Source organism: Bacteroidota bacterium, assembly GCA_016706865.1.
In the GTDB taxonomy this organism is placed as follows: Bacteria; Bacteroidota; Bacteroidia; order Chitinophagales; family BACL12; genus UBA7236.
Genome location: JADJIS010000003.1, coordinates 682562 through 706506 on the forward strand (window position 1 = coordinate 682562; position 23945 = coordinate 706506).

Consider the following 23945-nt stretch of genomic DNA (forward strand, 5'->3'; position numbering starts at 1 on the left):
AAACACCAAAGGCGCCCGTTTCGATAAGATGTTTGAGTTTGTATAACATTTCTGTTTACAAAATTTATCAATTTTTTTCAGATTTCAAAATTTTGTGACCAATTGCACATTCCAGACAGCGTTTATAATCGCAATAATTTTTCTTCAACTCCAGCAAAGCCTGACTTTCGGCGGCGTGTGCGGGTTTTATGCCAAGACTTTCCCACTTGTGGATAATATTATTGTGTTCGGGTTCCAGGTGCTCCAAAAGATCAATGGCACGTGTAATGTATTGCAGTTCCCCGGTTTTTTGGCCGTAGAGGAAGAGGAGGGGAGAGATGGTATTGATTAGGATAAGATTGATCATATCATCCCCCAAAGCAGCCGATTTAACTGCCACCGCTTTTTTAAAATGATAATGCTCCTTCCAATAATCGCCGGCATGCACCTCAAATAATTTTTTTATTTTTTTGATATCATTTAATTCGAGGATGGTGGAAAATATTTTTTCTTTTGCCGCAACAAAATTTGCAAACTGACTCATGCGTATCGTTGGAAAATTAGCCGGTCGCATGCGCAAGAATTTCCATTCGAGAGTGCGAATTCCTTCCAACTGATATTTCTTTTTTAAAAATTGATATTCCGATTGCAATTGATTGGGATATAATTCGCGGAAATTTCCTTCTAAAAATCCTGCTTGTCCGAATAATAATGCCTCTACCTGCATGGGATTATTAATATGTTTCAAAATGGTTTTGTAGGGCAGACTTCTCGCAACGCGCTCGAAGGGCTCTGCATTTACATTGGTACCGAGATTGCGCGCAATTAATTGATAACAGGTTTCCTCCCAGTCGTTGGTATTTAATAATAATCGCTGCTCAAAATTCAATGCTTTTTTTTCGATGCGTTCGGTGAGTAAACGGTTGAGTTGCGTTTTGATAATGATCTCTTCCGTATTTTTAATATTTTTTTCACAAGGAATCCATGCGCTTGTTTGCATCATGAAATTATATTGAGAAATTAATTTAGCATCAATTCTGTCTTTCAGAATTAAAGTCGGCAATTTATTTTCTAAATCATCATGTTCAAACACAACATGTAATATCACATTGTCGTAAGCGCGATCTGAAACGTGTTTGTGAATTTTCCAATCTCCGGAGCGAATATGTATCTCTACATTGCCCGCCCAAGTGGTATCGCCGAGTTTTATTCTCGCATTCGTAAAATCGGGACCAGAGTGAAAATTGTGTTCACCGGAGTGAATAATAAGAAGAGGTTCACCATCCGTTGTTTTTAAATCGGTGGTATTGAACAACTTCATCTTCCAGATATACTGGATAAATGCTTCGTTCATAAAGGGTTTTTAGAGATAAACAATAATGAATATAAAAATGTATTAATTCGATTTTGTTAAACCAAATCAAGCTAATTTTTAAATTCAATAAATAAAATTAAACAATATTTTTTGCTTTCAAAAGAAATTTTATTTGTTTTTTACAAGTTTTAATTTTCTGTGGAGATGGTAACTTTTGTTGGAATTATCCGCTCAAATAATTGTTCGCGCTTTTGGCGTTTTGATTCGAGCTTATGTCAAAATAGGCTGGATTTAACCCCGGGTAGGGGTGACATTATTATAGTAATACCATAGATAATGAGCGAATTAACCCCGGGTAGGGGTGGCATTATAACCCAAAACACAAATTACGTTATGCTTTGCAAAAACGATGTTTCAAATCGCCTTACTTTCAATTTACGTAATTATTTTTAATCCGCGTAATGTAGGGTGGGATATAATGTCACCCCTAACCGGGGTTGTGGTAATTTTTTCTTAATTTTTACTATAATAATGCCACCCATAGCCGGGGTTGTGGTATTTTTTTTTCTATAATAATTTCATCCACACGGGTTGGTGGTTTTATATATACAAAAAATTATAAATGAATTTAATCCGATACAGCGGATGGTATAATTATAGTAACCAAATCAATTATAAATGCATTTAACCCCGGGTAGGGGTGACATTATTATAGTAACCCATTATTAATTAGCGAATTAACCCCGGGTAGGGGTGACATTATAACCCATAATACAAATTACGTATTTGTATGCAAAACCTATATTTCAAAAAAGAAATACGATTAAAATAACCAATTATTGTTCATGATCGTTTTTATAGGGTGGGATATAATGCCACCCCTACCGGGGTTGTGGTAATTTTTTATCTGTTTTTTTCTATAATAATGTCACCCCTAGCCGGGGTTGTGGTATTTTTTTCTATAATAATTTCATCCACAGGTTGGTTTTTTTATATATACAAAAAATTATAAATGAATTTAATTCGTTACGGCGGACGGTATTATTATAGTAACCAAATCAATTATAAATGCATTTAACCCCGGGTAGGGGTGACATTATTATAGTAACCCATTATTAATTAGCGAATTAACCCCGGTTAGGGGTGGCATTATTCCCCATAATACAAATTACGTATTTGTATGCAAAACCTATATTTCAAAAAAGAAATACGATTAAAATAACCAATTATTGTTCATGATCGTTTTTATAGGGTGGGATATAATGCCACCCCTACCGGGGTTGTGGTAATTTTTTATCTGTTTTTTTCTATAATAATGTCACCCCTAGCCGGGGTTGTGGTATTTATTTCTATAATAATTCCGCCCCTTCCCGAGGTTGAAGTAATATTTTATAAATGAAAAATGTAACTATTCGATTTTACTAAATCAAATCGTGCAAATTTCTTAATTCAAAAAATCGCCTTAAACAATATTTCTCTCCTGCAAAAGCACTTCCATTTCCTTCTGCACAACCAATGCTTTTTCTCTTGCTTTTTCTGCAAAATCTTCGCCGTTTGAAGCGTATATTATATCTCGTGTAGAATTTACTATTAATCCGCATTCGGCGTTCATTCCGTTGCGTGAAATAGCCTGCAGATCACCGCCTTGCGCGCCTACACCGGGAACTAAAAAGAAATTATCCGGTGCAATTTTTCTTATGCGGGTAAAATATTCGGGATGGGTTGCGCCGATAACGAACATTAAATTATTTGAATTGCCCCAGGTATTTGCGGTGCGAATTACGCGCTCAAATAATTGTTCGCCATTTTCTTCCATTAATTGGAAATCTTCACTTCCTGAATTGGATGTTAATGCTAATAATATCACCCATTTATTTTCAAATTGTAAAAAGGGAAGAACGGAATCTTTTCCCATATAAGGAGCAACCGTTATTGCATCAAAGGGCATGGTCTTAAAAAATGCTTCTGCATATCGGGAAGATGTATTTCCTATATCTCCACGTTTTGCATCCGCAATGGTAAAATGATCGGTGCCGATATATGCAATTGTTTTTTCTAAACTTTCCCAACCCTTACTTCCACTTGCTTCATAAAAAGCGATATTGGGTTTATATGCAATACAGAGATCTCGGGTGGCATCGATAATTTGTTTATTGAATTCGAATATCGGATCGTTGTAATGTTTTAAATGTGCAGGTATCTTTTCAATATCGGTATCCAACCCAACGCAGAGATAAGACCTTTTCTTTTTGATCTGTTGTAGGATCTCTTGTTTATTCATTCCGCTTTTGGAAAATAAATTAAGCTACGGTTTCTATTCCTCTAATAGAAGGAATTGCATTTCTGATACTTTGTTCCACACCCGCCTTCATCGTCATAAAACTCATGGGACAACTTTCGCAGGCACCAAGCAATTTTACGCGCACTATCATGTCGTCTGTTATTTCTACAACTTCTATATCACCACCGTCTTTATTGAGATAAGGGCGAATGGTATCGAGGGATGTTTCTACCTGGCTATAAATTTCTTTACTGATCGACATATTATATTATAATAGTGCAAAGTTACGGATTTAAATCATCATCGAATCATTTCCACAACTTTCGTTGCAGCCTTTTCATCATTTCTGATGGAAATAAATCGTGCTGTATTATTAATTACTTCTTCAAAAGCTGTGGAAGTTATTGCGTCATCATCCCTCAGCATAAATGGTTTTCCACTATCACCACCCTCGCGAATTCCCTGAACCAGCGGAATTTGTCCGAGTAAAGGAACCATTAATTCTCTCGCGAGCGTATTTCCTCCCCCTTTTCCAAAAATATAATATTTGTTTTCCGGCAATTCAGCAGGAGTGAAGTACGCCATATTTTCCACCACCCCGATTATCGGCACATTAATATTGGAAATTTTAAACATTCCCGCTGCCTTGCGTGCATCAGCTAAAGCAACTTCCTGCGGCGTTGTAACTATAATTGCACCCGTAACCGGAACCGTCTGCACCAAGGTTAAGTGAATATCTCCTGTTCCCGGAGGCATATCAATGATAAGATAATCTAAATCCCCCCAAATACAATCGGTAACAAATTGTTTCAAAGCGCTGCTCACCATGGGTCCGCGCCATACTACAGCCTGTTCTGGGTCCACTAAATAACCTATAGAAAGCGATTTTATGCCGTATTGCTCCAACGGAATCATCATCGCCTTGCCGTTTTGATCAATTACCTTGGGTTTGGCCTTGCTGAGGTTTAACATCAAAGGAACCGATGGGCCGTAGATATCAGCGTCCATCAAACCAACCTTTGCACCCGTTTTTGCCAGTCCCAGCGCAAGATTTACCGCAACTGTGGACTTACCTACTCCTCCTTTACCGGAGCAAACCGCAATAATATTCTTCACCCCGGGTAATAAAAGATCGTTGCTGTTTCGCACCGACGACACCCTGGAGGTCATATTTATATCCACAATCGCCTCTTTGTCCACCAAATGCTTCACAGCCGTGATACAGGCATGTCTGATCTCTTCCTTCATCGGACATGCCGGAGTAGTTAATTCGACAGTAAAGGTCACGTTCTTGCCCTCTACAGCCACATCTTTCACCATTCCCAGGGTTACGATATCCTTTTTCAGATCCGGATCATCCACATTGCGCAGGGCATTCAATATATTGGTTACGGAAAGCTCCATATTTATCATTTTAAGGTCAAAGTTACTGCGTGGAGAACAAAACTTGATCTGCAAAGGTTTATAAACTGGGGATAAAAAAATGGGGCGCAATGCTTGTATGTGAACGATAAATTTATCTTTGCACCCAACTAAAGTATTGAAATGGTAAAAAATCTGATGATCGTGGAGTCACCTGCAAAGGCAAAAACCATCGAAAAGTTTTTGGGGAAGGATTATGTGGTAAGGTCTTGTTTCGGACATATTCGCGATCTGGAGAAAACGAATTTCGGGATAGATTTTGAAAATAACTACGAACCGAAATACGTGGTTTCCGCCGATAAAGAAGCGCTGGTAAAGGAATTGAAGAAATTGGCGAAGGGTGCAGATGAAATTTTATTAGCGACGGATGAGGACCGTGAGGGTGAGGCAATTTCCTGGCATTTGAGTGAGGTTTTAGGACTGGATTCTAAAAATGCAAAACGCATCGTTTTTCACGAGATCACCAAAAAAGCAATTGAGGCTGCAGTTAAAAAACCGCGCAATATTGATATCAATCTGGTGGATGCACAACAGGCGCGAAGAATTTTAGACAGAATTGTAGGTTTTGAACTTTCTCCTTTGTTGTGGAGAAAAATAAATATGAAAACTTCCCTTTCTGCGGGAAGAGTGCAAAGTGTTGCGGTGCGATTAATAGTGGAACGCGAACAGGAAATATCAGCCTTCGGAGCAGTTTCACATTATAAAATAACAGCGAATTTTATTGTTAAAGATGATGCCGGAAAAGAATACACTTTAAAAGCTGAATTACCTGAAAAATTTGAAAAAGAAGATAATGTTGGGGCTTTTTTAAAGGATTGTATTGGTGCAGATTTTAAAGTTTCGGATATTGCAATTAAACCTGCTAAAAGAACTCCATCTGCTCCATTTACTACTTCAACTCTTCAACAGGAAGCGAGTACTAAAATGGGATTTTCCGTATCCCGCACCATGGTAATTGCACAAAAATTATATGAAGAAGGACATATCACTTATATGAGAACGGATTCCGTGAATTTAAGTGAAACAGCTTTGGATGCAACGAAAGCGGAGATCATAAAAAATTACGAAGAAAAATATCACAACCCACGTCAGTTTAAAACAAAATCATCAGGAGCACAGGAAGCGCATGAGGCCATTCGTCCTACCTACATGGAAAATCATGAGGTGGATATGGATTTTGATGAAAAACGTTTGTATAAACTCATCTGGAAACGCACCATGGCATCACAAATGGCGGATGCGGAGTTGGAAAAAACAATTGTAGATATTTCTATTTCCTCCCGCAAAGAAAATTTAGTTGCCAAAGGAGAAATAATAAAATTCGACGGATTTTTAAAGGTGTATACCGAAGCATTGGAAGATGTAAAAGATGATGATGCAACGTTATTACCTCCGTTAAAAAAAGGTCAGGATCTTGCGTTAATTGAAATGTTCGGAATACAAAAATTTTCCAAACCATCAGCAAGATATACGGAAGCAAGTTTGGTGAAAAAATTGGAGGAATTAGGAATTGGACGACCATCCACTTACGCACCAACAATATCCACCGTACAAAAAAGAGAATACGTTGTAAAACAGGATAAAGAAGGAGTGGAGCGTCAATTTATTCAATATGAGTTAAAGGATAAAAAAGTAGATAAAAAAATATTGACGGAGACGTACGGAACAGAAAGGATGAAATTATTTCCTACTGATCTTGGTGTTTTAGTAACGGAATTTTTAACTACAAATTTTCCGCAAATATTGGATTATAATTTTACTGCGAGCGTTGAAAATAAATTTGATGAAATAGCAGTCGGAAAAGTGGAATGGCGAAAAATGATAGATGAATTTTATGTGCCTTTTCACGAACACATGAAAATTACCACGCAAACCGCACAAAAAGTGACCGGTGAACGTTTATTAGGTATTCATCCAACAACAAATGAACCCATTAAAGTAATGATGGGAAAATACGGAGCTATGGTTGTGATGGGAGAAACCTTGGATCCAAAAGAAGCAAAGAAAAATCCTGATGCAAAAAAACCAAAATTTGCAGGTTTATTAAAAACACAAAATCTTGCAGACCTAACATTAGAAGAAGCAATTAAATTATTTGAATTACCAAAAACAATAGGAACATACAGAGAAGATGATGTGGTTGTAGGAATCGGAAGATTTGGTCCTTATGTAAGAAATAATAAAAAATTCTATTCCATTCCAAAAGGAACCGAAGCTGCAGCTATTACCTTAGAAGAAGCAATTGTTCTGATCGACGAAAAAGACCTGAAGGATAAAAATAAATTAATACACGATTTCCCCGAACACGAAATTCAGGTATTAAATGGTTTATACGGAGCTTATATTAAAAAGGGAAAAGAAAATTATAAAATTCCGAAGGATAAGGTGGCTTTAGAATTGACGTTGGATGATGTGTTGGATATTATTAAGAATACGGATCCATCGGTGAAGGGAAAACGTAAGTTTGGTAAAAAGAAGGCTTGAGCCGGACACAGGATGCAGGATACAGGACACAAGACTTTGACATAGGACAATGGAAAGTTGACATAAGACTTAATTCTGCTAACCTTGTAAACCTTGCCAACCCTGTAAACTTTATAAAAAATGCCGGTAAGTCGGTGAGATCGGTAAGTATTCGGTAAGTTTAGATTTAATTCTTCCCGGTTTCTTCCCGCACTCCCCGTCTTCCCGGCCTAAAAATGAGAAATGAGTAATGAGTTTGATCCTCCTTAGCCGGATGTATTTCCTCCTGACTAATGACTATTGACAATTGAAAAATTTAACATCGCACCATAAAAGTAGCACACACTACAAAATTTGAGCAACACGAACGAAATAGCTGCATTAATTTCTCTTCTGGACGATAACGATCCTGAAGTATTCGATCATGTGGCAGAGAAACTACTTTCTCTCGGGCCGGTGGTGATCGATAAGTTGGAGGATGCATATACTTCTATTCCGAATCCGGTGATGCAGGAGAGGATAGAGGAGATCATTCATAAAATTCAATTTTCGGAAGTAGAAAAAGATTTTGAGCAGTGGGTGCAATTTGAGAGCACCGATCTTTTGAAAGGCATAATGATAGTTACGCGACATCAATACGCCGAACTCGATGAAGAACAATTATTAAAAACAATTTCCCGCATTCAAAAAGATATCTGGATAGGAATTAATTCTTATTTATCGCCACTCGAACAAATGAATGTGGTGAATCAGGCTTTATTTTCCCATTATCAATTTTTAGGATTACAAAATAATGATGATGAATTGCGTTACATGTATCTCAACAATGTTTTAGATGCATTTAAAGGAAATCATTTTTCGATAGGATTATTATATTTGGTTTTATGTCAGCAATTAGACCTGCCCGTTTACGGAGTGCGCCTAAACACCCATTTCATCCTAGTCCGCACCAAAGATTATATAACAGATTTTGAAGATACCGAAAACAATAAAGAAGAAGTTTTATTCTACATAAATCCCTACAACAAGGGCTTAGCCTTCAGCGACCGCGAAATAAAAAATTATCTCCAAAAACTGGATATCGAAGCCAGTGATAAATATTTTCTACCTGCATCGAATAAGAATATTATTAAAGAATATATCCAATATTTAATGCGCCTGCATGACAAACCCAATGATCAGTGGAAGTTGGATGATTTGAGGAAGTTGGAGGGGTTGTGTGAGGAAGGGGAGGAGTAGTTTTTCTCGCAAATTGATTTTAATTTAATACATTTTATTTTGCATTATACAGCGGCTGTTTCTTTGCGCCTTTGCGGCTTTGCGTGATTTATTTTTTTCTCGCAAAGCCGCAAAGGTAGGATGGGTTAAAAAAATAATATTTGAAATTTAATTTCTGACCCTGAAAGGGTCACATGTATATAGATAAAATATTCGTTATAGAACCGACCCGGAAAGGGTCGCATGTAAAGATCACATAGGTGGAGAATACTTTTTTGTATTATGTGTTAAACATGCGACCACCTTCGGGGTCGAAATTCAATTTTGAGAATTTGTCTATAAACATGTGATCCCTTCGGGATCGAGGTTACCTAAAGAGTGATGATTTTTTTATCCTTTTAAATCCGCCAAATCAGCGTCATCCGTGTTCCCTTTTTTTTCCACCCTATTGAAAAGTCTCAATAAAGGTAAAAACCAAAAGAGATTTTGAGTCGCTTCGGTTTTTGGGTTATTACCCTTACTGAGAGCCTCGCTAAGAGCGAGACCCTCAGTCGCTCCGTTGGGGATACCGCTTATCAAATAGTATTATTAACCTTAGTGTTAAATATACACTAAGGTTAATTCATATTATTTTATACTAACAAATAAACACTAAAATATTTAATTATATTATAGCACCTTTTGCATATCATAAAAAACATCACCTCCATGCACGGAAGCAGATAATCCTGCATTTATAAATCCCGCTTTTTCATAGTAGGGGATAAGATGTTTTTCACAGGTAAGTGTGATGCCTTTTCTGTTATTTTTTCGCGAAAATTCAATGAGATGATCCAATAACATGCGCGCATAACCCTTTTTTTGATATAACGGCGCAACTGCTAATCCGAAAACCGATTGCCAGCTTCCGTTTTCATTGTGTAGTGTTGCATTTTTGAACATGATGTCTTGAACGGTATCGTAATCGGTGATCATGCCATTAATAAAACCTATTACTTTTCCATCTTCCTCGATTAACCAAAAGTGTTGCGGAAAAATATTCAGTCTGCGCTCCAAAGTCTCGAAACTTGCTGCTTGATTTGGGGGGAAGCAAGCTATTTCGATTGCATGAAGAGCTTCGAGGTCTTTTATTGTTGCACTACGGATGGTCATTTTCGTTTTTTGTAAATGTTTAAATATAATTTATTGTGAATTTAAATAGATATTTTGGTTTTTTTAAGGTTATTAATTGAAAAATTTAAAACGAAATAAACTTTGTGTTCCTAGTGTGTTCCCTTGTGTTCTTATTGGTTAATTTTTTTTTACCACAAGGCACACAAAGGAACCCACAAAGGGCACTATTTAAATTGCAAAATACTTTGTGTTCCTCGTGTGTTCCCTTGTGTTCTTAGTGGTTAATTTTTTTTTACCACAAGGCACACAAATGAACCCAAAAAGGGCACTATTTAAATTACAAAATACTTTGTGTTCCTCGTGTGTTCCCTTGTGTTCTTAGTGGTTAATTTTTTTTACCACAAGGCACTCAAATGAACCCACAAAGGGCACTATTTAAATTACAAAATACTTTGTGTTCCTCGTGTGTTCCCTTGTGCACTTAGTGGTTAATTTTTTTCACCACAATGGACACCCTATTGAGAATTTGGAGTGAACCTAAAGAGAAAAAGCCATCTATAGTTTGTTTAGCTAGAAAATTAAACTTAACTTTAATTAGATATTCTATGAAAACACCTTTACTCATACTTTTGTTTTATTTGGGATTTCATTCTGCGATATCTCAAACAACTTTTAATAAAACGTACGACTTTGATTCGCTTGAGAATATCATATATACTGCCATGCCGGCTGATGATGGTTATATTTTAATAGGGAATGGCCACGATCATGATCCATGGTGTTGGCGGATAGAACTTGCAAAAATAGATTGGGAGGGAAATATAATTTGGAGCAAAATGTATGGTGAACCCGGAGTGGATTTTGCACCCTGGTTTTGGGCAGATGAATTTCCGGATGGCTCCATAGGATTTGCGGGTTTACGTGCCTCCGGTGACAGCTCAGATATCTATATTTTCAAATTTGATCCGGATACAGGCGATTCACTTTTTTCGAAAATTGTTGATATAGAAGGTGAACAGCAAGGAGCATGTATACGGGGACTTGAAAATGGAGATATGATCATTTCCGCTTTCACATCAGATCCCATGCAGCGTATTTTTTTTATTAAAACAGATTCTTTAGGAAATGTCATCTGGGAAAATGACTATTCAGCCGGGGGCGCCTTAGACTGGTGTGGATATTTCGATATGAATAGTGCTAACCTTATAACTTATGTCAGCCTGTATGATCCCTGTGGGTATGGATTCAGAATGAATGAAATTGATACTTCGGGTGCCACGGTTTATACATCGGTGATAGGGGATGGCTGCGTTACGCTTTCAAAAAGATCGATCAACGAGGGATTTCTTGTTTGGGGAGTTTACTCATTAGATTATTATCAGTCTTATATTGCAAGGCTTGATATGAATCTTGATTCTATTTGGAATTATCGAACATCCATTCGTGATGATAGTATTGGATTTATCGAGGGTCAGGTAGATTTTTCCGGGTACGAAGAACTGGAAGATGGAAGTATAGTTGGAGCAGGATTTTATGAAACATACGACAATTATGGTTATCATGCTTTTATTTCGAAGACGAATGCTGAAGGAGAGGAACTCTGGATTCGACAATATGCAACGGATCAAAATCATACGGAGGGATGGACCTATAATTTACTTGCCGCTGATGATGGTGGCTTTTTACTCAGTGGTACAGGAGATGGCCCTCCACTTGACGAATTGGGACATCCAAACCAAAATTTTTGGGCACTCAAACTCGACAGCATGGGTTGCTTAATTCCCGGATGCGATTCACTCGATGTTGCGATCTTTGAATTGCCATCTGATGAGGCGGGTTTACTAATTTATCCTAACCCGGTTTCCTCCGAAGCAATTGTTCAAATCACATTCCCTAATCCACAGGAATTAAATCAACTCGAAATAAAATTGTTTGATATCAGTGGGCGTTGTGTTTTGTCGTATCCTGTTGACGATGTTGTAATTGATGGAGATAAGATGAGGTTTGGGTTTCAGAGAGGTAATTTGGTAGCGGGAATTTATTTGATGGAGATAAATAGTGGTGGAGAGTTGGTTGGTGGGGGGAAGGTGATTTTGAGATGAGAAAGTTTTTTCAGGTTCATTATTCGAAGTGATTTCCGAAGTCCCGCTTTTGTAATCCATATTTACTCATTTTGACGCAGGGGTAGTATAGCGATTCTACCTTTTGTAGTATTTTTGTTCAAATAGGGTTATTTGGAAGGCTCGAAATCATTTGCTATTGGCTAAAAAATTGTAGTTTTTGATATTATTCCATCAACAACATAAATATACTCCATGAAACCGATTTTATATTTACCATTTGGAGCATTTTTGCTATTTATGAATACTCTTAAGCCTGCCTCAATACTATAGAGGTTATTATAAAGTTGAACTTCAATTTCAATTTCTCCTCTTTTTATTATTATTTTAGAATTTGCATCCAATTCTTGTTTAGACTTTAATACAATTCCCGTTGTATCTTCAAAAGTTTTTTTTAAATGTGGTTCAAGATATTGCTGTGTCAGGAAGTTAATTACTTTATCTAATGAGTTGAGTTCCCCACCATATTTATTTTCGTTTATAAAGAAAGCATATTCGTCTTTACTGTCAACTCTTAATGCTAATATATTCTCATCAAAAAAACCATGCTTAAAAAGGTAGCTTCCGTCGTTTTTGTCAATAAGCAAAGAGTTGTTGCCAAGATACTCCCATTTAGCCTTTTCCACTTTCCCGTTATGGGAAATTAATAAATCATTATTTGTACGAAATATATAAACATTCTTATTTTCGCTAATATCATCTACCGCAACCCAATGTTGATTGGTCAATAATGCTAGATTATCTATTTTTTGAGAAAATAGTAGAAGTTTTGGAATTAAGTCCGAAATAAAAGTCTTCATTAGATGGTTCTTTTAAGATGTCTTGTATGGATATAGCAGACGGTTATTTATACAAATCTAATGATTAATTAAAGTATTGACAAAGTTCATCGGGTATTAACGGCTTACTTATAGGAAATACACACTGTTCCTAATTTTTTGTTTATCCATTGGATTGATTTTAACCGCTTAAAATTTTAACACGATTAATTTTAACTTTTGATAAGGGAAATTATACTGTTTCTGAACTACTTGTAAAGAAAATTGAAATCTAATAAAGGACAACAAATTATAAAAGTGCCAGATGCTTGTAAATGTTAATGGATTTGGATTGTCACATTGTTTATAACTTTATTGGTAAATTGCATTGCCGAATGCTAACAAATTTGATGATTATAAGTATCTTTGGTTTGAATTTTTTAATCAGATGATAACCAAGGAACAAATAAAAAGTACTGGAGCAACCTTTACGCCTAAAAGTCTTGCTGATTTCTTGGCTACCAGGATAACCAAATATATTTCTGCAAAAAATGTTAAGGCACTTGACCCCGCATGTGGAGAAGGTGAATTACTAATATCTATGGGAGAAAAACTTTCTGAAGCAGGAATTGAATTTACTTTAACCGGTTATGATGAGAGTGATCAATATCTGAGTATAGCAAAAGAGAGAATATTGCAATTCGAGTCAGGTAAAGGAAATCTTGTTCAGGGTAATTTTTTAAAAGCTATTGATTTAACAGTCGATCAAATATCTCTAAACTTCTTTTCTTCAGAAAAATCAAATATTAATAAGACTTTTGATGTTGTAATTGCAAACCCTCCTTATGTTAGAACGCAAATTTTGGGAACTGAACAAGCGCAGGAACTGGCAAAAAAATTTAATTTAAAAGGCAGAGTCGATTTGTATTATCCATTTTTAATAGCGATGACTGAAAGCCTAAAAGTAGGCGGTATTTTGGGTGTAATTACTTCTAATCGTTATCTTTCTACTAAGAGCGGTGAAAGTGTAAGAAAATTTCTTTCGGAAAATTTTGAAATAATTGAGTTGATTGATTTAGGCGACACCAAGCTGTTTGACGCAGCGGTTTTGCCCGCCATATTTATTGGTCGTAAACGAAAAGTGAAAAAAAGCTCACCTGCTAAATTCATTAAACTATATGAGGAATTAAATGGATATAATGGCATCCTATTAGAATCGGAAAGTATTTACGATGTTTTAGCATCGGAAAAGTCGGGTTATTTTGTAGTGGGTTCCAAAAAATATAAAAAAACTGAGGGACTTTTAAAATACACTATTTCTTCTGATGTTGCTTGGGAAATGTTATCGGAAAAAGAGGCAACTTGGGTGGCAAAAATTGATGCTTCCACAATAAATAAGGTAGGCGATTTTTTTAAAGTTAGGGTAGGTATAAAATCTACAGCCGATTCGGTTTTTATCAGTGATAAGTGGAATGAACTTGGTGAAGACAAGCCAGAAGAGGAACTTTTAAAGGAATTAATTTCTCAGGAAAATATTGAGCCTTGGGGAGCAAAAGATAATATAAATTTGAGAGTTCTTTATCCTCATTACGATAAAAATGGCACAAAACAAACAGTAGATATTGATAAATTTCCAAAAGCAAAAAAATATTTCCTCTCACACGAAGAAAGATTGCGATCAAGAAAATATTTAATTGAAGCCGGTAGACAATGGTTTGAATTATGGGTTCCACATAGACCTGATTTCTGGAGTCTTCCGAAATTGGTATTTCCGGATATAAGTTTAAGCCCAAGATTTTATTTTGATAAAGGGGGCAGAATTGTAAATGGTAATTGTTATTGGATTGTTGCCAAAGATAAAAAGGACATTGATAAATTATTGTTGATTCAAGGTGTTGCTAATTCAAAATTGATGACTAAGTATCACGATTTAGTTTTTAATAATAAATTATACTCAGGAAGAAGAAGGTATTTTACACAATACGTTGAAAAATATCCACTTCCAGATTTTAATTCCTCTGTCGCGAGGGAAATTATCTCACTAGTAAAGAAATTGAATGAGGCTCAAGATAAAATACTGATAGGTAAGCTAGAAAATAGTCTTGAAATAAAAGTTGCAGAAGCATTTGGTGTTGAACCAGTTTTTATTTTGGATTAAATAAACATTTTCCGTAATGTTTTTCAAAAAATGACATTGGTATTGCTCTTTGGCATTTATAACTTTCCGCACTTACGTATGAAAATATCTCTCCTAACTTCTCCCCTGGACAGAGAATAATTCCTTCAATTATTTCGGTTTGAGGATTTGTTAATGCTATTAAATAACGCACATCAAAGGTTGTTAAATTTAATGCGGTTATTATTATTTCTTCCTTCTCAGGAGAAAATTTGCCCAAATCTACTGTGGGGCTGTCTTGCACTTTTACTTCCAATAATTGATTTCTTATGTCTGGAAAAGCACCATATAGTAAATCAGTTTCCTTTCCCTGATATCCAAGTAAATCAAGAGTTTTCTTTTCTAAAGCCTGACCTCTATTTTTAGTAGCCGCAGCGTTCAACTTAAAACCAATTAATTTTTCTGCAACCATTTTTTTCAGTAAGGAAATAGAAAATAGATTTTTAATATCTGGTTCTTCAACCATTCCTGACTTAGGTGGTGTGTAATCGTGTCGAATATGATAGGAGAGTTTTTCAGAATCGGGAAAAGATAATATTTTGTCCTCACTATCAAAAATATCTTTTCGAACCTTCCTCGAGATCAAAAGTTGATGTTTTATAGTTGGTTGTCCGAATTTTCCAAAATTTTCTACTATATAATTTGGAGTAAGTATAATAACCGATGCAATTATGCTTTTTTCAGTATCAATTCGTACAAAAATAAATCTGACATCTGTGCATTTAAGACTTTCTCCCGATTCGTACTTAATAAGCAAAGTTTCAGCTGCAGGAATTCTATTCCAAACCTGTAGGTTATATGAGTTGCCACTTGTAACTATATAAGTGTCAATAAATTCTCTTGTTATTTTTGGAACTCCTTTTCCTTTTGGTGGTACTATTTCAAACTGGTCTATTTCAGCAGATTCCGGCAGATTATGTTTTTCTAATATCGCTGCAATTAGCTTTCGAATATTTGATCCGTCTGTTCGAGTTTTACCTGTTATTGCAAATGGTTTTCCAACAAGTTCTGATAAGTAACTGGTAAGAGTTGTGGGATCTGTAAGCAGAGTTACAGAACTTGGTGGTATTTTAAATTCTTTGTTCATAATAGGTCAGACGGTTTGACATTAAGGGCTTTTGCAATCTTTTTGAGGTTTAAGGTGGAGATATTCCGTTCACCTCTTTCAACGGATCCTATATAAGTTCTATCTAAATAACTAGCAAAGGCAAGCTTTTCTTGAGAGAGATTTGCTTCGGTCCGAAGTACTCGGATACGATCTCCAATTTGTTGCAAAAAAAGCTTTTCGTCTTGTGAATACGCTGTCCCCATATTGTTATTTGTGCACGAAGGTCTGTAAAAGATGCAAATAAGTCTACGGACTATAAGTATCATTGAAATTTGGTAGATAGTAGGAAATTGAGGCACCAAAGGAAGCCCCTGTTGTGAAAAAGTTTATAAGAGCTTACATATGCTTTAAATTGATAAATTGAAAAAGGAATTGCGGAAAAATCTTGAGAGGGGTGAGAGTAAGCTCTTAATTTTAGGCATGCTGAGCGTACAAACTGATAATCATAAGGCTATTTAGAAATATTTTTCTTAAAAATTTTGAAATTGTTGATAAAAAAAATTAACTTTGGAAACTGATCTGAAATGGTCGGGAGCGATCTTTGCCAATTATTATTTCAGGTAAGCCTATGCCAGTAGTCGATTAACATTTTAAATTAATAAATGCTTATTCTTAATCAACAAAGTTTGATTTCTTATTTTAATTTTAAACAAAATATGGGCGGTAAATGTAGCCTTCAATCTCAGATTAAGTTGATTTTTCGAACCTATTTCAATAACAAAAAGATAAAAAAAGCTGCTACATAAAATGCAAATGTGAAAACAATTGCTTCAATTGTGATAAGTGCTTTTATCTTCTATTTATTACTTTCAGTGATTATATAACTACCTACAGGTAATTCAATCGGATTTTGGTATATTAGATATTGGGATACAATCGAATTGTTAAGCTATATTTTAGGAGTAGTTGTTTTACATGAGGTGCCTTTGCCAGCAAGGTGGACATGATTAGGCGCTGAAAAAATACTAGTTAAGGAAACTCGAAATACGTTATTTTTTTATTTTATACATATGAATAACTCGGTGTAATAAAAAGAAAAGTTATTAGATTTGTAATTTTTAAAAATATTATTTTTAGAATAAAATTTGTAAATCTTTATTTCTCAAAATTTTACTTATGAAAAATTCTATACTATTTTTATTGATCATTTTTGGCCTAACATCCTGTAATACCACCAATGGCGTTCCTAATTCTAAAGTAGCTTCTAAAAAAAACGAATCAAGTTCTACCAATTTAAATAATGAAAATTATTTGAAAGATGGGCATGATGAATCTATAGAATTTACTAAAAATGGTAACTACAGGTTTGTAATTATGAGTGTTGGCACCCCTGGTGATAAATATATCAATTTTTGTATGGAGGATGGCGCTACTACAAAATTCTTTTGGGAAGATAAAAATGTCCATAATCAAGTTAAAACTACAGGTAGATGCATTCAAGGATTACAACAGAATTTAGTTGGAGATGAGTTTATTGTAGACGGAGTTTTACCGGGAGATCGATTTCAAGCATGGCCAACACAATCAGGTGTAGTTCTAAGAAATACTGGATTATGGGGAGGAAATTGCAGTTGGACTTCAACAGATGGACAATTTAGAATTGACGTTATTGTAACTCCAAAATAATTTTAGAGTTGGTTTAAGGTTTTATTTCTTTTAATATTTTTGATAACTCCATTATATTCATTATCACATTCTTCCAAAATCCTTCATTTGCAATAGTGTTGTTATTACTAACATGACTTTTCCTCACAATTAAGCCAACTCAAGGATTTGCAGCTCCAGTTGAACTGTTGTTTCTGGGGCTATACATGCAATAATTACAAAAATTCCTCAAGGTTCGGGAACCAAGTCTGACTAAAAATGCTCTGTCTTCGGGTTTGATAGTTATATGGCCTACACAACGCCATCTTTCTGTTACTTTACCACAGTTTTCAAGTTGCTCGGTAATTAGCTCAAGAGTAGACCATTCCCATTTATCAGAGACCCATGCAAAAAGAACAGTATTATTGAGAGAACCATTATTTGAGCAGTAATTGTATCTTGATTTACATCTATCCATTTACTATTTATTTAATCCTAGATTTCCGAATATGAAACTTGTCCGTTGAGGTTGTCAATAGCTTATTTTACCATTTGCCGTTTCTGCGAAGCGAGGTGATCTAGCCACTCAAACCGTTTGTTTTAGGATGTCATTCTGTCCCCAAGGTTTATCTTATTCTTGAACATCTGCTCTTATCTTTTCTTCTACTTTTTCAGCTATTTTGTTGACACGGTCACTATACCTACTTACAACTTTCTTGTCAAGATAAAGGAAGTCAGTCAGTAACCAAGCTACAATATTTAATGCTACACCAATGACATATTCTAGCCAAGGTCTGTCAGGATTTGGATCTTTATTGTTAATAATGGATACTGTTATAATAATTGTTATTAAAGGAAATAAGCCGAATATTACCAATCTGTTTCTTAAGAGTTCTTTATCGTATTCGTCTTGCAAGTCGCCCGTATATTGCAATCTGAGTTTCTGCAATGCCTTGTCCGATAGTTTAATATATTTTTCCTTTTCTTCTTTTTCAAAATGAGTTTCTGTTTTCGATTTTTCCAAATCAGATTGTAACCCGAGTTTTGCACGCTGAAATCTTCGATTAACTTGCAGTGATGTTTCCTCTTCTGAAACACCCGTAATTGTGTTATGATGAAATTCTTTTGCAATGTCAATTATTTCCTCTGAAGGTAGGTTGCCAATTTGGGTTTCTATATCAAGCATCCTTGATAAATCTTCCGGCTTAAAAACATCACGTTCTGGAATTAATGCAAGTTTGATAATACTTGCAAATAATGGAGCGCAATTTGTCGGGTCAATATCAGTTCCTCCATTATCGATAGCAAGCAAGTTAATTAACGTATTCAAGCCAATTGCTATTGGCATTTCATTAATGACGGGATTTTCCAAAGCAACTTCATTGATAGAAGTATCTCTTGAAAGAATAAAACACTTTTCTACTTTCCTTACAAACTCAGCACCTGATATTAAACCAGCATCGTGAAGTAACGCGTTTTTGCGTTTATTAAAGTGGTACTTCTTTTTATAAACTTTGTTGATTCTATCCTTGAGTTTCTCATTCTTTTGTCCCCCTGATATAGCTATGTCAATAGATTCACTGTCGTGAACTTTTATTTCCAAAAGTTCTGAAAAAATTGATGGAATGTCCATAAGTTGATTGAAAAACTCTTCGTAGTCTTCAACTTTCTCACACCCTCTATGTATAGCTGTTTGTAAAAATGGGTCACGAGTTGCCTCAGCTACTTCCCTAGAGAAATTTTCTACAACCTTTATTATGTCTTTCCGTTTATGGTCCATTGTCCTTGTAAACTCATCTCTTGTAATATAGAAATAGACCGGAGCAATATTTAGATTTATGAAAATATTCTCCATAGACTTAAATGATTCAGCAAATCTTCCTCTTTCTAAATCGAGATACATTAATATATTGGTGTCAAGGATACACTTAGAGTTTGTAAATTCCTCTATTGTGATAGGGTCGGCAGAAGTGTTTGCAATTATTAGTGATGATGAAAAACGGGATGTTCCATAATCCCAGAGTATTGAGGTTACATCACTGTCATTGCTTTGCAAGAACTTTATGTATTGTTTTTTTAACCACTCTTTGTCCTTTTCAAGAACATTTTTATTTGCCCCAGTAACTAAATCTAGAATAACTTTTATGCCTTGATGTTTGTTTTTTACCGCACCATTTGTAGAAAGGCATAAGTCAGAAACCCATTCTGAACTATATTCATTAAAGAATTCAATAGTAACTTCTTCAAACCACTGTGAAATGAAGTTGTGTGGGGTGGAGATAGGGTTGAAGTATTTTTCAATTATTCTTTTTTGCCTATTCTCAAATTCAGCAATTGCAATTTCAATTTTCTCTTTTTTAGCTTGTGATAGAATATAAGTGCCTGATTTCTCAGTAACTTTACTTTCGTTAAGTAATAACTCTATAGCTGTGTCAATCTTATCTGATTTGATTTTAGTTCCTAAGATTGAATAGAGTTCATTGACAACTAATTCTTTTGTTGGTGGGGTGGAAAATGAATATATGATTTTCAATAGTAGTTGAGATAATGCTCGCTTTGTCAATGATTTTGAAGCCGAGTCAACTCGTAGATATATTGTCTGTAAACCTTTTTTCATATTTTATTGTCGTTGAGGGTTGTATGTCTTAAGGTTTCCGCTAACTATTTTATTTGAAAGGTTTCCTCTCAAAAAGCATCTCAAATTATGATTATTGACATATATTAAGAAATTATATTTTTCTTTAGTCCTAATCTTTTTATGCCCTTTATCCTTGCACCCACCACTTTGTCCGGCTCACTGACAACCCCGCTTTGCAAATACCAATTTTCTTCCACTATATATTTTTCCTCAAATTATTTCCCCCGTTACATGGTTTCCAAAGATTATTTTTCGGAAAACTTTGCATCAGGAATTTCAGGAACTTTTCAAAATTTGATAAAACATACTTTTCCATGCCTCCGGAAATGGAGGTTTTATTGAAGAAAACCCATCTGATAATGCTTATTTGTGTGGCTCAGGTGTTGTTTTCTATCGCAGGAACGATATGTTCACTAATATATGAATAATTTGGAAATTTTCAAAATGGAGTTGTTGGGAAATGCGTCTTAATTTGGAAAAATGCAAATTTTACCTTTAAAAGTGACATCTATGTAAAAGGGTTTAACTATAGGAAAATATGATATGATAAATCTTTAAAAAGGAAAGAAACTGTGTGTCAAAGCTGCAATAAAACAAATCATCATAAATGTGTCAGCAACAAGATACTGGTAGGTCGATATTATATTATAGTCTTTCTTTAAGAATAATACTAGTTTCATTTTTTTATATTTATGCGTTGTTGTGACCATGAATCTTACCAACTGCTGTTTTAATCTTTGAGTTTCAACGTGTTTTTGTCAACTCGTTCAATGTCTATTTCAATTATATTACCATCAGTATCATAAATAATTCCATCCTTTTGTCTAAATCTTCTTTCAAGGTCTACCAATTTGTTTATGGCAAGATAAATTTTCTTCACTGGACATTGTAGTTTACTTGCAACTTCTTTATGGGTTCCAGGCTTCCAAGGTTGGCTAGGTAGTAACAAATTAACTTGTTCTATAAATTGGTCGGTAATATGGTACTCTGGTTTATTGTATGATTTTTGTGCATTCAGATTATTTGGAATGGTTCCTCTGCCTTTCGCAATTCTTTCGTAGCCTTTTATTTTGCCATCATCATTTAGTTCAAGACAAAGAGCTAAAAAACCCTTGCCTCCAATTTTAGCTTTACTATGATTAAATGGAACATACTTTTTAACCAAAGGCCAACACTTTTCAAATTCATCAAAACTCACTACAGCTGCATCAAGTTGTACTAAATCATTTACTGAAAAGTCAAAATCGCCTAAAATGTTACTAATAGTAAGAAAGCTAAGAAACTGTCTTCTGTTTTTTAGGAAGTGCTCGCCGCCATTTGAATTAGGTCTTTTTGTCTCTAAAAACTTGTCGCATTGTTTTAAAACCATAGCTATTTTATACCATATTTGCAAGTCCGTTTTTTGAGAGAACACCTTATTATACGAATCCTCATTGCGCATAAACTTCATTTTTAGGGATGTTCCTTGCTCTGGCAACTTTAATATTAAGCTTACATAGCCTGCCGCAACATAAAGTGGGGTAAGAATTCGATCCAAAGGAACTCCCTGGTTTTTATAATAGTTTGTTCTTCTTTCATAGTAAAAGTCGTGAAGTTTTAGTGCTTCCTCAACATCTCGTTGAATTTTATCTGTAGCATGTAATGCTGACAATTCAACTAGTGTCTGATTATTTGTTGCTCGAATGATTTCATCCCTACTGACGCTATTATTGGAAACTATTACTTTTACAAGAACTGAACGACTACTTTTGTCCAAACCACCACCATTAAAATATCGGTAAATAGACTCGGAAGTTTGTAAACCATTTACGATTTGGATGTCCTCAATTTGGATTGATTTACCTACCACGCTAGCACCAGTAGCTAATATTGTTACGCCGTTATTAAGCCACCAGAAATCCGGTGAATCGTCATTGAGTAGTGTATTCCTGATGTCCTCATTAACTCTATTAAGACCCATAAAGTCTCTGACATTTGAGTCGAAAAGATAACGTCTCAATTTGCCGTTGTCATTAATGAAATTGAAATAGTCTCTGAGCTTTGCTAGAACAATATAAGTTTGATCACTCGACAAATTATCAGTGAATGGTAATTCAAGAGAGAAATTTGGAGTTTTTCTGTGCAATTCTATCAGTTCTGTCGAACCAAAAAAACCGAAATTTGTCATGCAATTTCCAAATGACTCTTTTGCGACCTGTTCCAACTGGATAGCTCTTGCCTTAATTGATTCGCCGATTTCATCTGTGTTTCCTCTTGATGCATAGATAAAATTAAGTTTAAAAGAGCTTAATTTAGCAGATGTTTTTCTATAGGCTTGTTTAAAATTACTCCGCTGAAACAGCAATGCTTCTGAGTATTCACCTTTTAGAGCATCATTCTCTTGTGAAAAGTCAAACAATTCTGAAGCACTTGCCACGAGATTATCTAATGGCGCTTGTTTAAAGGTATCGTGATGTTTACAAGTAATAATCCATAATTCTAAAATTGAGCCTGATTTAGGCCAAACAAATTTTTCAGTGTCGGTTAAAAGGTGGCCATTAACGAAAATAAAAAAACCATCCATACCTCCATCATTTCTTCCGTCAATGCTTCCAAAGGAAATTTCGTCCTTAGATAAGTCATAATCTTTGAGCAATTGTTCAAAAACAAAAAACTCAAATACTTCATCTCTCTTGTCTGATGGAACATTCTGTTCAACTCGGTCGTCCACAATACCATCAATTAATATTTTGTCATTTTTTGCCATGTATGTTTGTTTTGGTTCGGGTCCTGTCGTTGAACGGTTAATGTAACGTAAAGCAGATTTGTTATAGCTGGGATGGTAACCGAAATTCTTTAATAAAAAATAAGAATTTTTAGGTTATCGAAAATTTTGCTGAGGAAGTCCTCGCCCTGCTGGAGCAAAAGTGTTTGTTGCCTGCTGGCATATCACACCTTGTATCTCACTACCGTCGCACTTCCTTTTGTCTTAATGTGAGTAATAGATTTGTTCAAATATAATTGCCTGATTTCTTCTTTTGCAATTTGTCCATTAAACCCATAACCAATTTTTATTTGACCAAATTTTTTGGTTTTTGGATTATAGCCTCTTGGTTTATCATACCATTCGTCAACTTGGAAAACTTCTACGATAAGCCCTTTGTATTCACTTAAAACAAATTTCAAATTGTTCAGTTTTCTTTTGTCGATTGTCCATATTTCTTTTGTCGCTGTATATACACTATCTTTTCCTAAACCTCGCTTATATTGTTTATTTATGTTAATGATGATGCAATCGCTTGAAATTTCGGTCAATGGTTGAGCATTGTACAAACGTATTATTTCGTCTGATGTCATCAGTCCCTTCTCAATAGACTTTTGTCCGCCCGAAATATTCGTCAAACCGGATGATAAATAATCTAAAACATCGATTAAGGCCGCCTCTATTTCAAATGCTTCAATGTCAGTTAAGCCGTGTCTAACAATAATGTGTTCAACAATTTTATTCTCACTATGAATTCTACGGATAATATCATATTTATCCGAAACAGATTCTAGTTCCAATGCACATCTCATGTGGTCAAATACTCTATCATTATTTCCTTTTCCAACATAGAAAGGTTTCTTGGTCGAAGGGTCTATTAAAAAATAAACGTAACTTTTTAATTGCTGTTTCGTCTTTTCGTCAAACATGTTTTAAATCTTGTTAGGTGTCCGCAAAACTTGGAGGCAAAAATAAATATGGGCAAACTCTTTTCAGGTTTGTAATTCATAACCACTCTATTCACATA

16 protein-coding genes are annotated in these 23945 nt (G+C 35.1%); 5 read left to right on the forward strand and 11 right to left on the reverse strand.

From position 1 onward, the window contains the following. Window positions 1–67: 67 nt before the first annotated feature. The 4 genes from IPI31_12455 to IPI31_12470 all read right to left on the reverse strand — a co-directional run bounded on the left by IPI31_12455 (window position 68) and on the right by IPI31_12470 (window position 4979). Window positions 68–1333: a DUF2851 family protein gene (locus tag IPI31_12455; GenBank protein MBK7568623.1), complete on the reverse strand. Its 1266-nt coding sequence runs from the start codon at window positions 1331–1333 to the stop codon at window positions 68–70. Window positions 1334–2756: 1423 nt separating this feature from the next. Then, window positions 2757–3575: an orotidine-5'-phosphate decarboxylase gene (pyrF, locus tag IPI31_12460; protein MBK7568624.1), complete on the reverse strand. Its 819-nt coding sequence runs from the start codon at window positions 3573–3575 to the stop codon at window positions 2757–2759. A gap of 19 nt (window positions 3576–3594) precedes the next feature. After that, window positions 3595–3837, reverse strand: coding sequence for a NifU family protein (locus IPI31_12465; protein ID MBK7568625.1), 243 nt, complete (start codon window positions 3835–3837; stop codon window positions 3595–3597). A 38-nt stretch (window positions 3838–3875) separates the two neighbouring features. Further along, window positions 3876–4979: an Mrp/NBP35 family ATP-binding protein gene (locus IPI31_12470; GenBank protein MBK7568626.1), complete on the reverse strand. Its 1104-nt coding sequence runs from the start codon at window positions 4977–4979 to the stop codon at window positions 3876–3878. Window positions 4980–5120: 141 nt separating this feature from the next. Here IPI31_12470 and topA point away from each other — a divergent pair, with 141 nt between their 5' ends. Continuing rightward, on the forward strand, window positions 5121–7481 hold the full coding sequence (topA, locus tag IPI31_12475) for a type I DNA topoisomerase (GenBank protein MBK7568627.1): 2361 nt from the start codon (window positions 5121–5123) through the stop codon (window positions 7479–7481). A gap of 333 nt (window positions 7482–7814) precedes the next feature. Next, window positions 7815–8699: a transglutaminase family protein gene (locus IPI31_12480; GenBank protein MBK7568628.1), complete on the forward strand. Its 885-nt coding sequence runs from the start codon at window positions 7815–7817 to the stop codon at window positions 8697–8699. A gap of 648 nt (window positions 8700–9347) precedes the next feature. On the opposite strand, the gene IPI31_12485 is transcribed toward IPI31_12480, so the two are convergent. Then, the gene (locus tag IPI31_12485; protein MBK7568629.1) at window positions 9348–9830 is read right to left on the reverse strand and encodes a GNAT family N-acetyltransferase; all 483 of its coding nucleotides are present in this window, start codon (window positions 9828–9830) and stop codon (window positions 9348–9350) included. Window positions 9831–10396: 566 nt separating this feature from the next. On the opposite strand from IPI31_12485, the gene IPI31_12490 reads away from it, so the two are divergent. After that, window positions 10397–11893, forward strand: coding sequence for a T9SS type A sorting domain-containing protein (locus IPI31_12490; GenBank protein MBK7568630.1), 1497 nt, complete (start codon window positions 10397–10399; stop codon window positions 11891–11893). Window positions 11894–12054: 161 nt separating this feature from the next. Here the strand turns inward: IPI31_12490 and IPI31_12495 are convergent, their stop codons facing one another. After that, complete coding sequence (locus IPI31_12495) at window positions 12055–12711, reverse strand: hypothetical protein (GenBank protein ID MBK7568631.1); 657 nt, start codon at window positions 12709–12711, stop codon at window positions 12055–12057. Window positions 12712–13057: 346 nt separating this feature from the next. On the opposite strand from IPI31_12495, the gene IPI31_12500 reads away from it, so the two are divergent. Then, window positions 13058–14827 (forward strand): N-6 DNA methylase, encoded by a 1770-nt coding sequence (locus IPI31_12500; GenBank protein MBK7568632.1) that lies wholly within the window; start codon window positions 13058–13060, stop codon window positions 14825–14827. On the opposite strand, the gene IPI31_12505 is transcribed toward IPI31_12500, so the two are convergent. Continuing rightward, on the reverse strand, window positions 14814–15932 hold the full coding sequence (locus IPI31_12505) for a nuclease (GenBank protein ID MBK7568633.1): 1119 nt from the start codon (window positions 15930–15932) through the stop codon (window positions 14814–14816). The genes IPI31_12500 and IPI31_12505 overlap by 14 nt on opposite strands. After that, window positions 15929–16156 (reverse strand): helix-turn-helix transcriptional regulator, encoded by a 228-nt coding sequence (locus IPI31_12510; protein ID MBK7568634.1) that lies wholly within the window; start codon window positions 16154–16156, stop codon window positions 15929–15931. The genes IPI31_12505 and IPI31_12510 overlap by 4 nt, the downstream gene beginning before the upstream one ends. A 913-nt stretch (window positions 16157–17069) precedes the next feature. Between IPI31_12510 and IPI31_12515 the strand changes: the two genes are divergently transcribed. Then, window positions 17070–17579, forward strand: a complete 510-nt coding sequence (locus IPI31_12515) for a hypothetical protein (protein ID MBK7568635.1) — start codon at window positions 17070–17072, stop codon at window positions 17577–17579. Window positions 17580–18168: 589 nt separating this feature from the next. On the opposite strand, the gene IPI31_12520 is transcribed toward IPI31_12515, so the two are convergent. The 3 genes from IPI31_12520 to IPI31_12530 form a co-directional block, all read right to left on the reverse strand. Beyond that, window positions 18169–20154 (reverse strand): hypothetical protein, encoded by a 1986-nt coding sequence (locus IPI31_12520; protein ID MBK7568636.1) that lies wholly within the window; start codon window positions 20152–20154, stop codon window positions 18169–18171. Window positions 20155–20905: 751 nt separating this feature from the next. Next, window positions 20906–22921, reverse strand: coding sequence for an AIPR family protein (locus IPI31_12525; GenBank protein MBK7568637.1), 2016 nt, complete (start codon window positions 22919–22921; stop codon window positions 20906–20908). 182 nt (window positions 22922–23103) lie between these two features. After that, on the reverse strand, window positions 23104–23847 hold the full coding sequence (locus IPI31_12530) for a hypothetical protein (GenBank protein ID MBK7568638.1): 744 nt from the start codon (window positions 23845–23847) through the stop codon (window positions 23104–23106). Window positions 23848–23945: the final 98 nt, after the last annotated feature.

What these genes read in the sequence shown, in the direction of transcription:
- IPI31_12455 (MBK7568623.1), bottom strand. Translation starts at nt 1,333, where the DNA reads ATGAACGAAGCATTTATCCAGTATATCTGGAAGATGAAGTTGTTCAAT.
- pyrF (MBK7568624.1), bottom strand. Translation starts at nt 3,575, where the DNA reads ATGAATAAACAAGAGATCCTACAACAGATCAAAAAGAAAAGGTCTTAT.
- IPI31_12465 (MBK7568625.1), bottom strand. Translation starts at nt 3,837, where the DNA reads ATGTCGATCAGTAAAGAAATTTATAGCCAGGTAGAAACATCCCTCGAT.
- IPI31_12470 (MBK7568626.1), bottom strand. Translation starts at nt 4,979, where the DNA reads ATGGAGCTTTCCGTAACCAATATATTGAATGCCCTGCGCAATGTGGAT.
- topA (MBK7568627.1), top strand. Translation starts at nt 5,121, where the DNA reads ATGGTAAAAAATCTGATGATCGTGGAGTCACCTGCAAAGGCAAAAACC.
- IPI31_12485 (MBK7568629.1), bottom strand. Translation starts at nt 9,830, where the DNA reads ATGACCATCCGTAGTGCAACAATAAAAGACCTCGAAGCTCTTCATGCA.
- IPI31_12490 (MBK7568630.1), top strand. Translation starts at nt 10,397, where the DNA reads ATGAAAACACCTTTACTCATACTTTTGTTTTATTTGGGATTTCATTCT.
- IPI31_12495 (MBK7568631.1), bottom strand. Translation starts at nt 12,711, where the DNA reads ATGAAGACTTTTATTTCGGACTTAATTCCAAAACTTCTACTATTTTCT.
- IPI31_12505 (MBK7568633.1), bottom strand. Translation starts at nt 15,932, where the DNA reads ATGAACAAAGAATTTAAAATACCACCAAGTTCTGTAACTCTGCTTACA.
- IPI31_12510 (MBK7568634.1), bottom strand. Translation starts at nt 16,156, where the DNA reads ATGGGGACAGCGTATTCACAAGACGAAAAGCTTTTTTTGCAACAAATT.
- IPI31_12515 (MBK7568635.1), top strand. Translation starts at nt 17,070, where the DNA reads ATGAAAAATTCTATACTATTTTTATTGATCATTTTTGGCCTAACATCC.
- IPI31_12520 (MBK7568636.1), bottom strand. Translation starts at nt 20,154, where the DNA reads ATGAAAAAAGGTTTACAGACAATATATCTACGAGTTGACTCGGCTTCA.
- IPI31_12525 (MBK7568637.1), bottom strand. Translation starts at nt 22,921, where the DNA reads ATGGCAAAAAATGACAAAATATTAATTGATGGTATTGTGGACGACCGA.
- IPI31_12530 (MBK7568638.1), bottom strand. Translation starts at nt 23,847, where the DNA reads ATGTTTGACGAAAAGACGAAACAGCAATTAAAAAGTTACGTTTATTTT.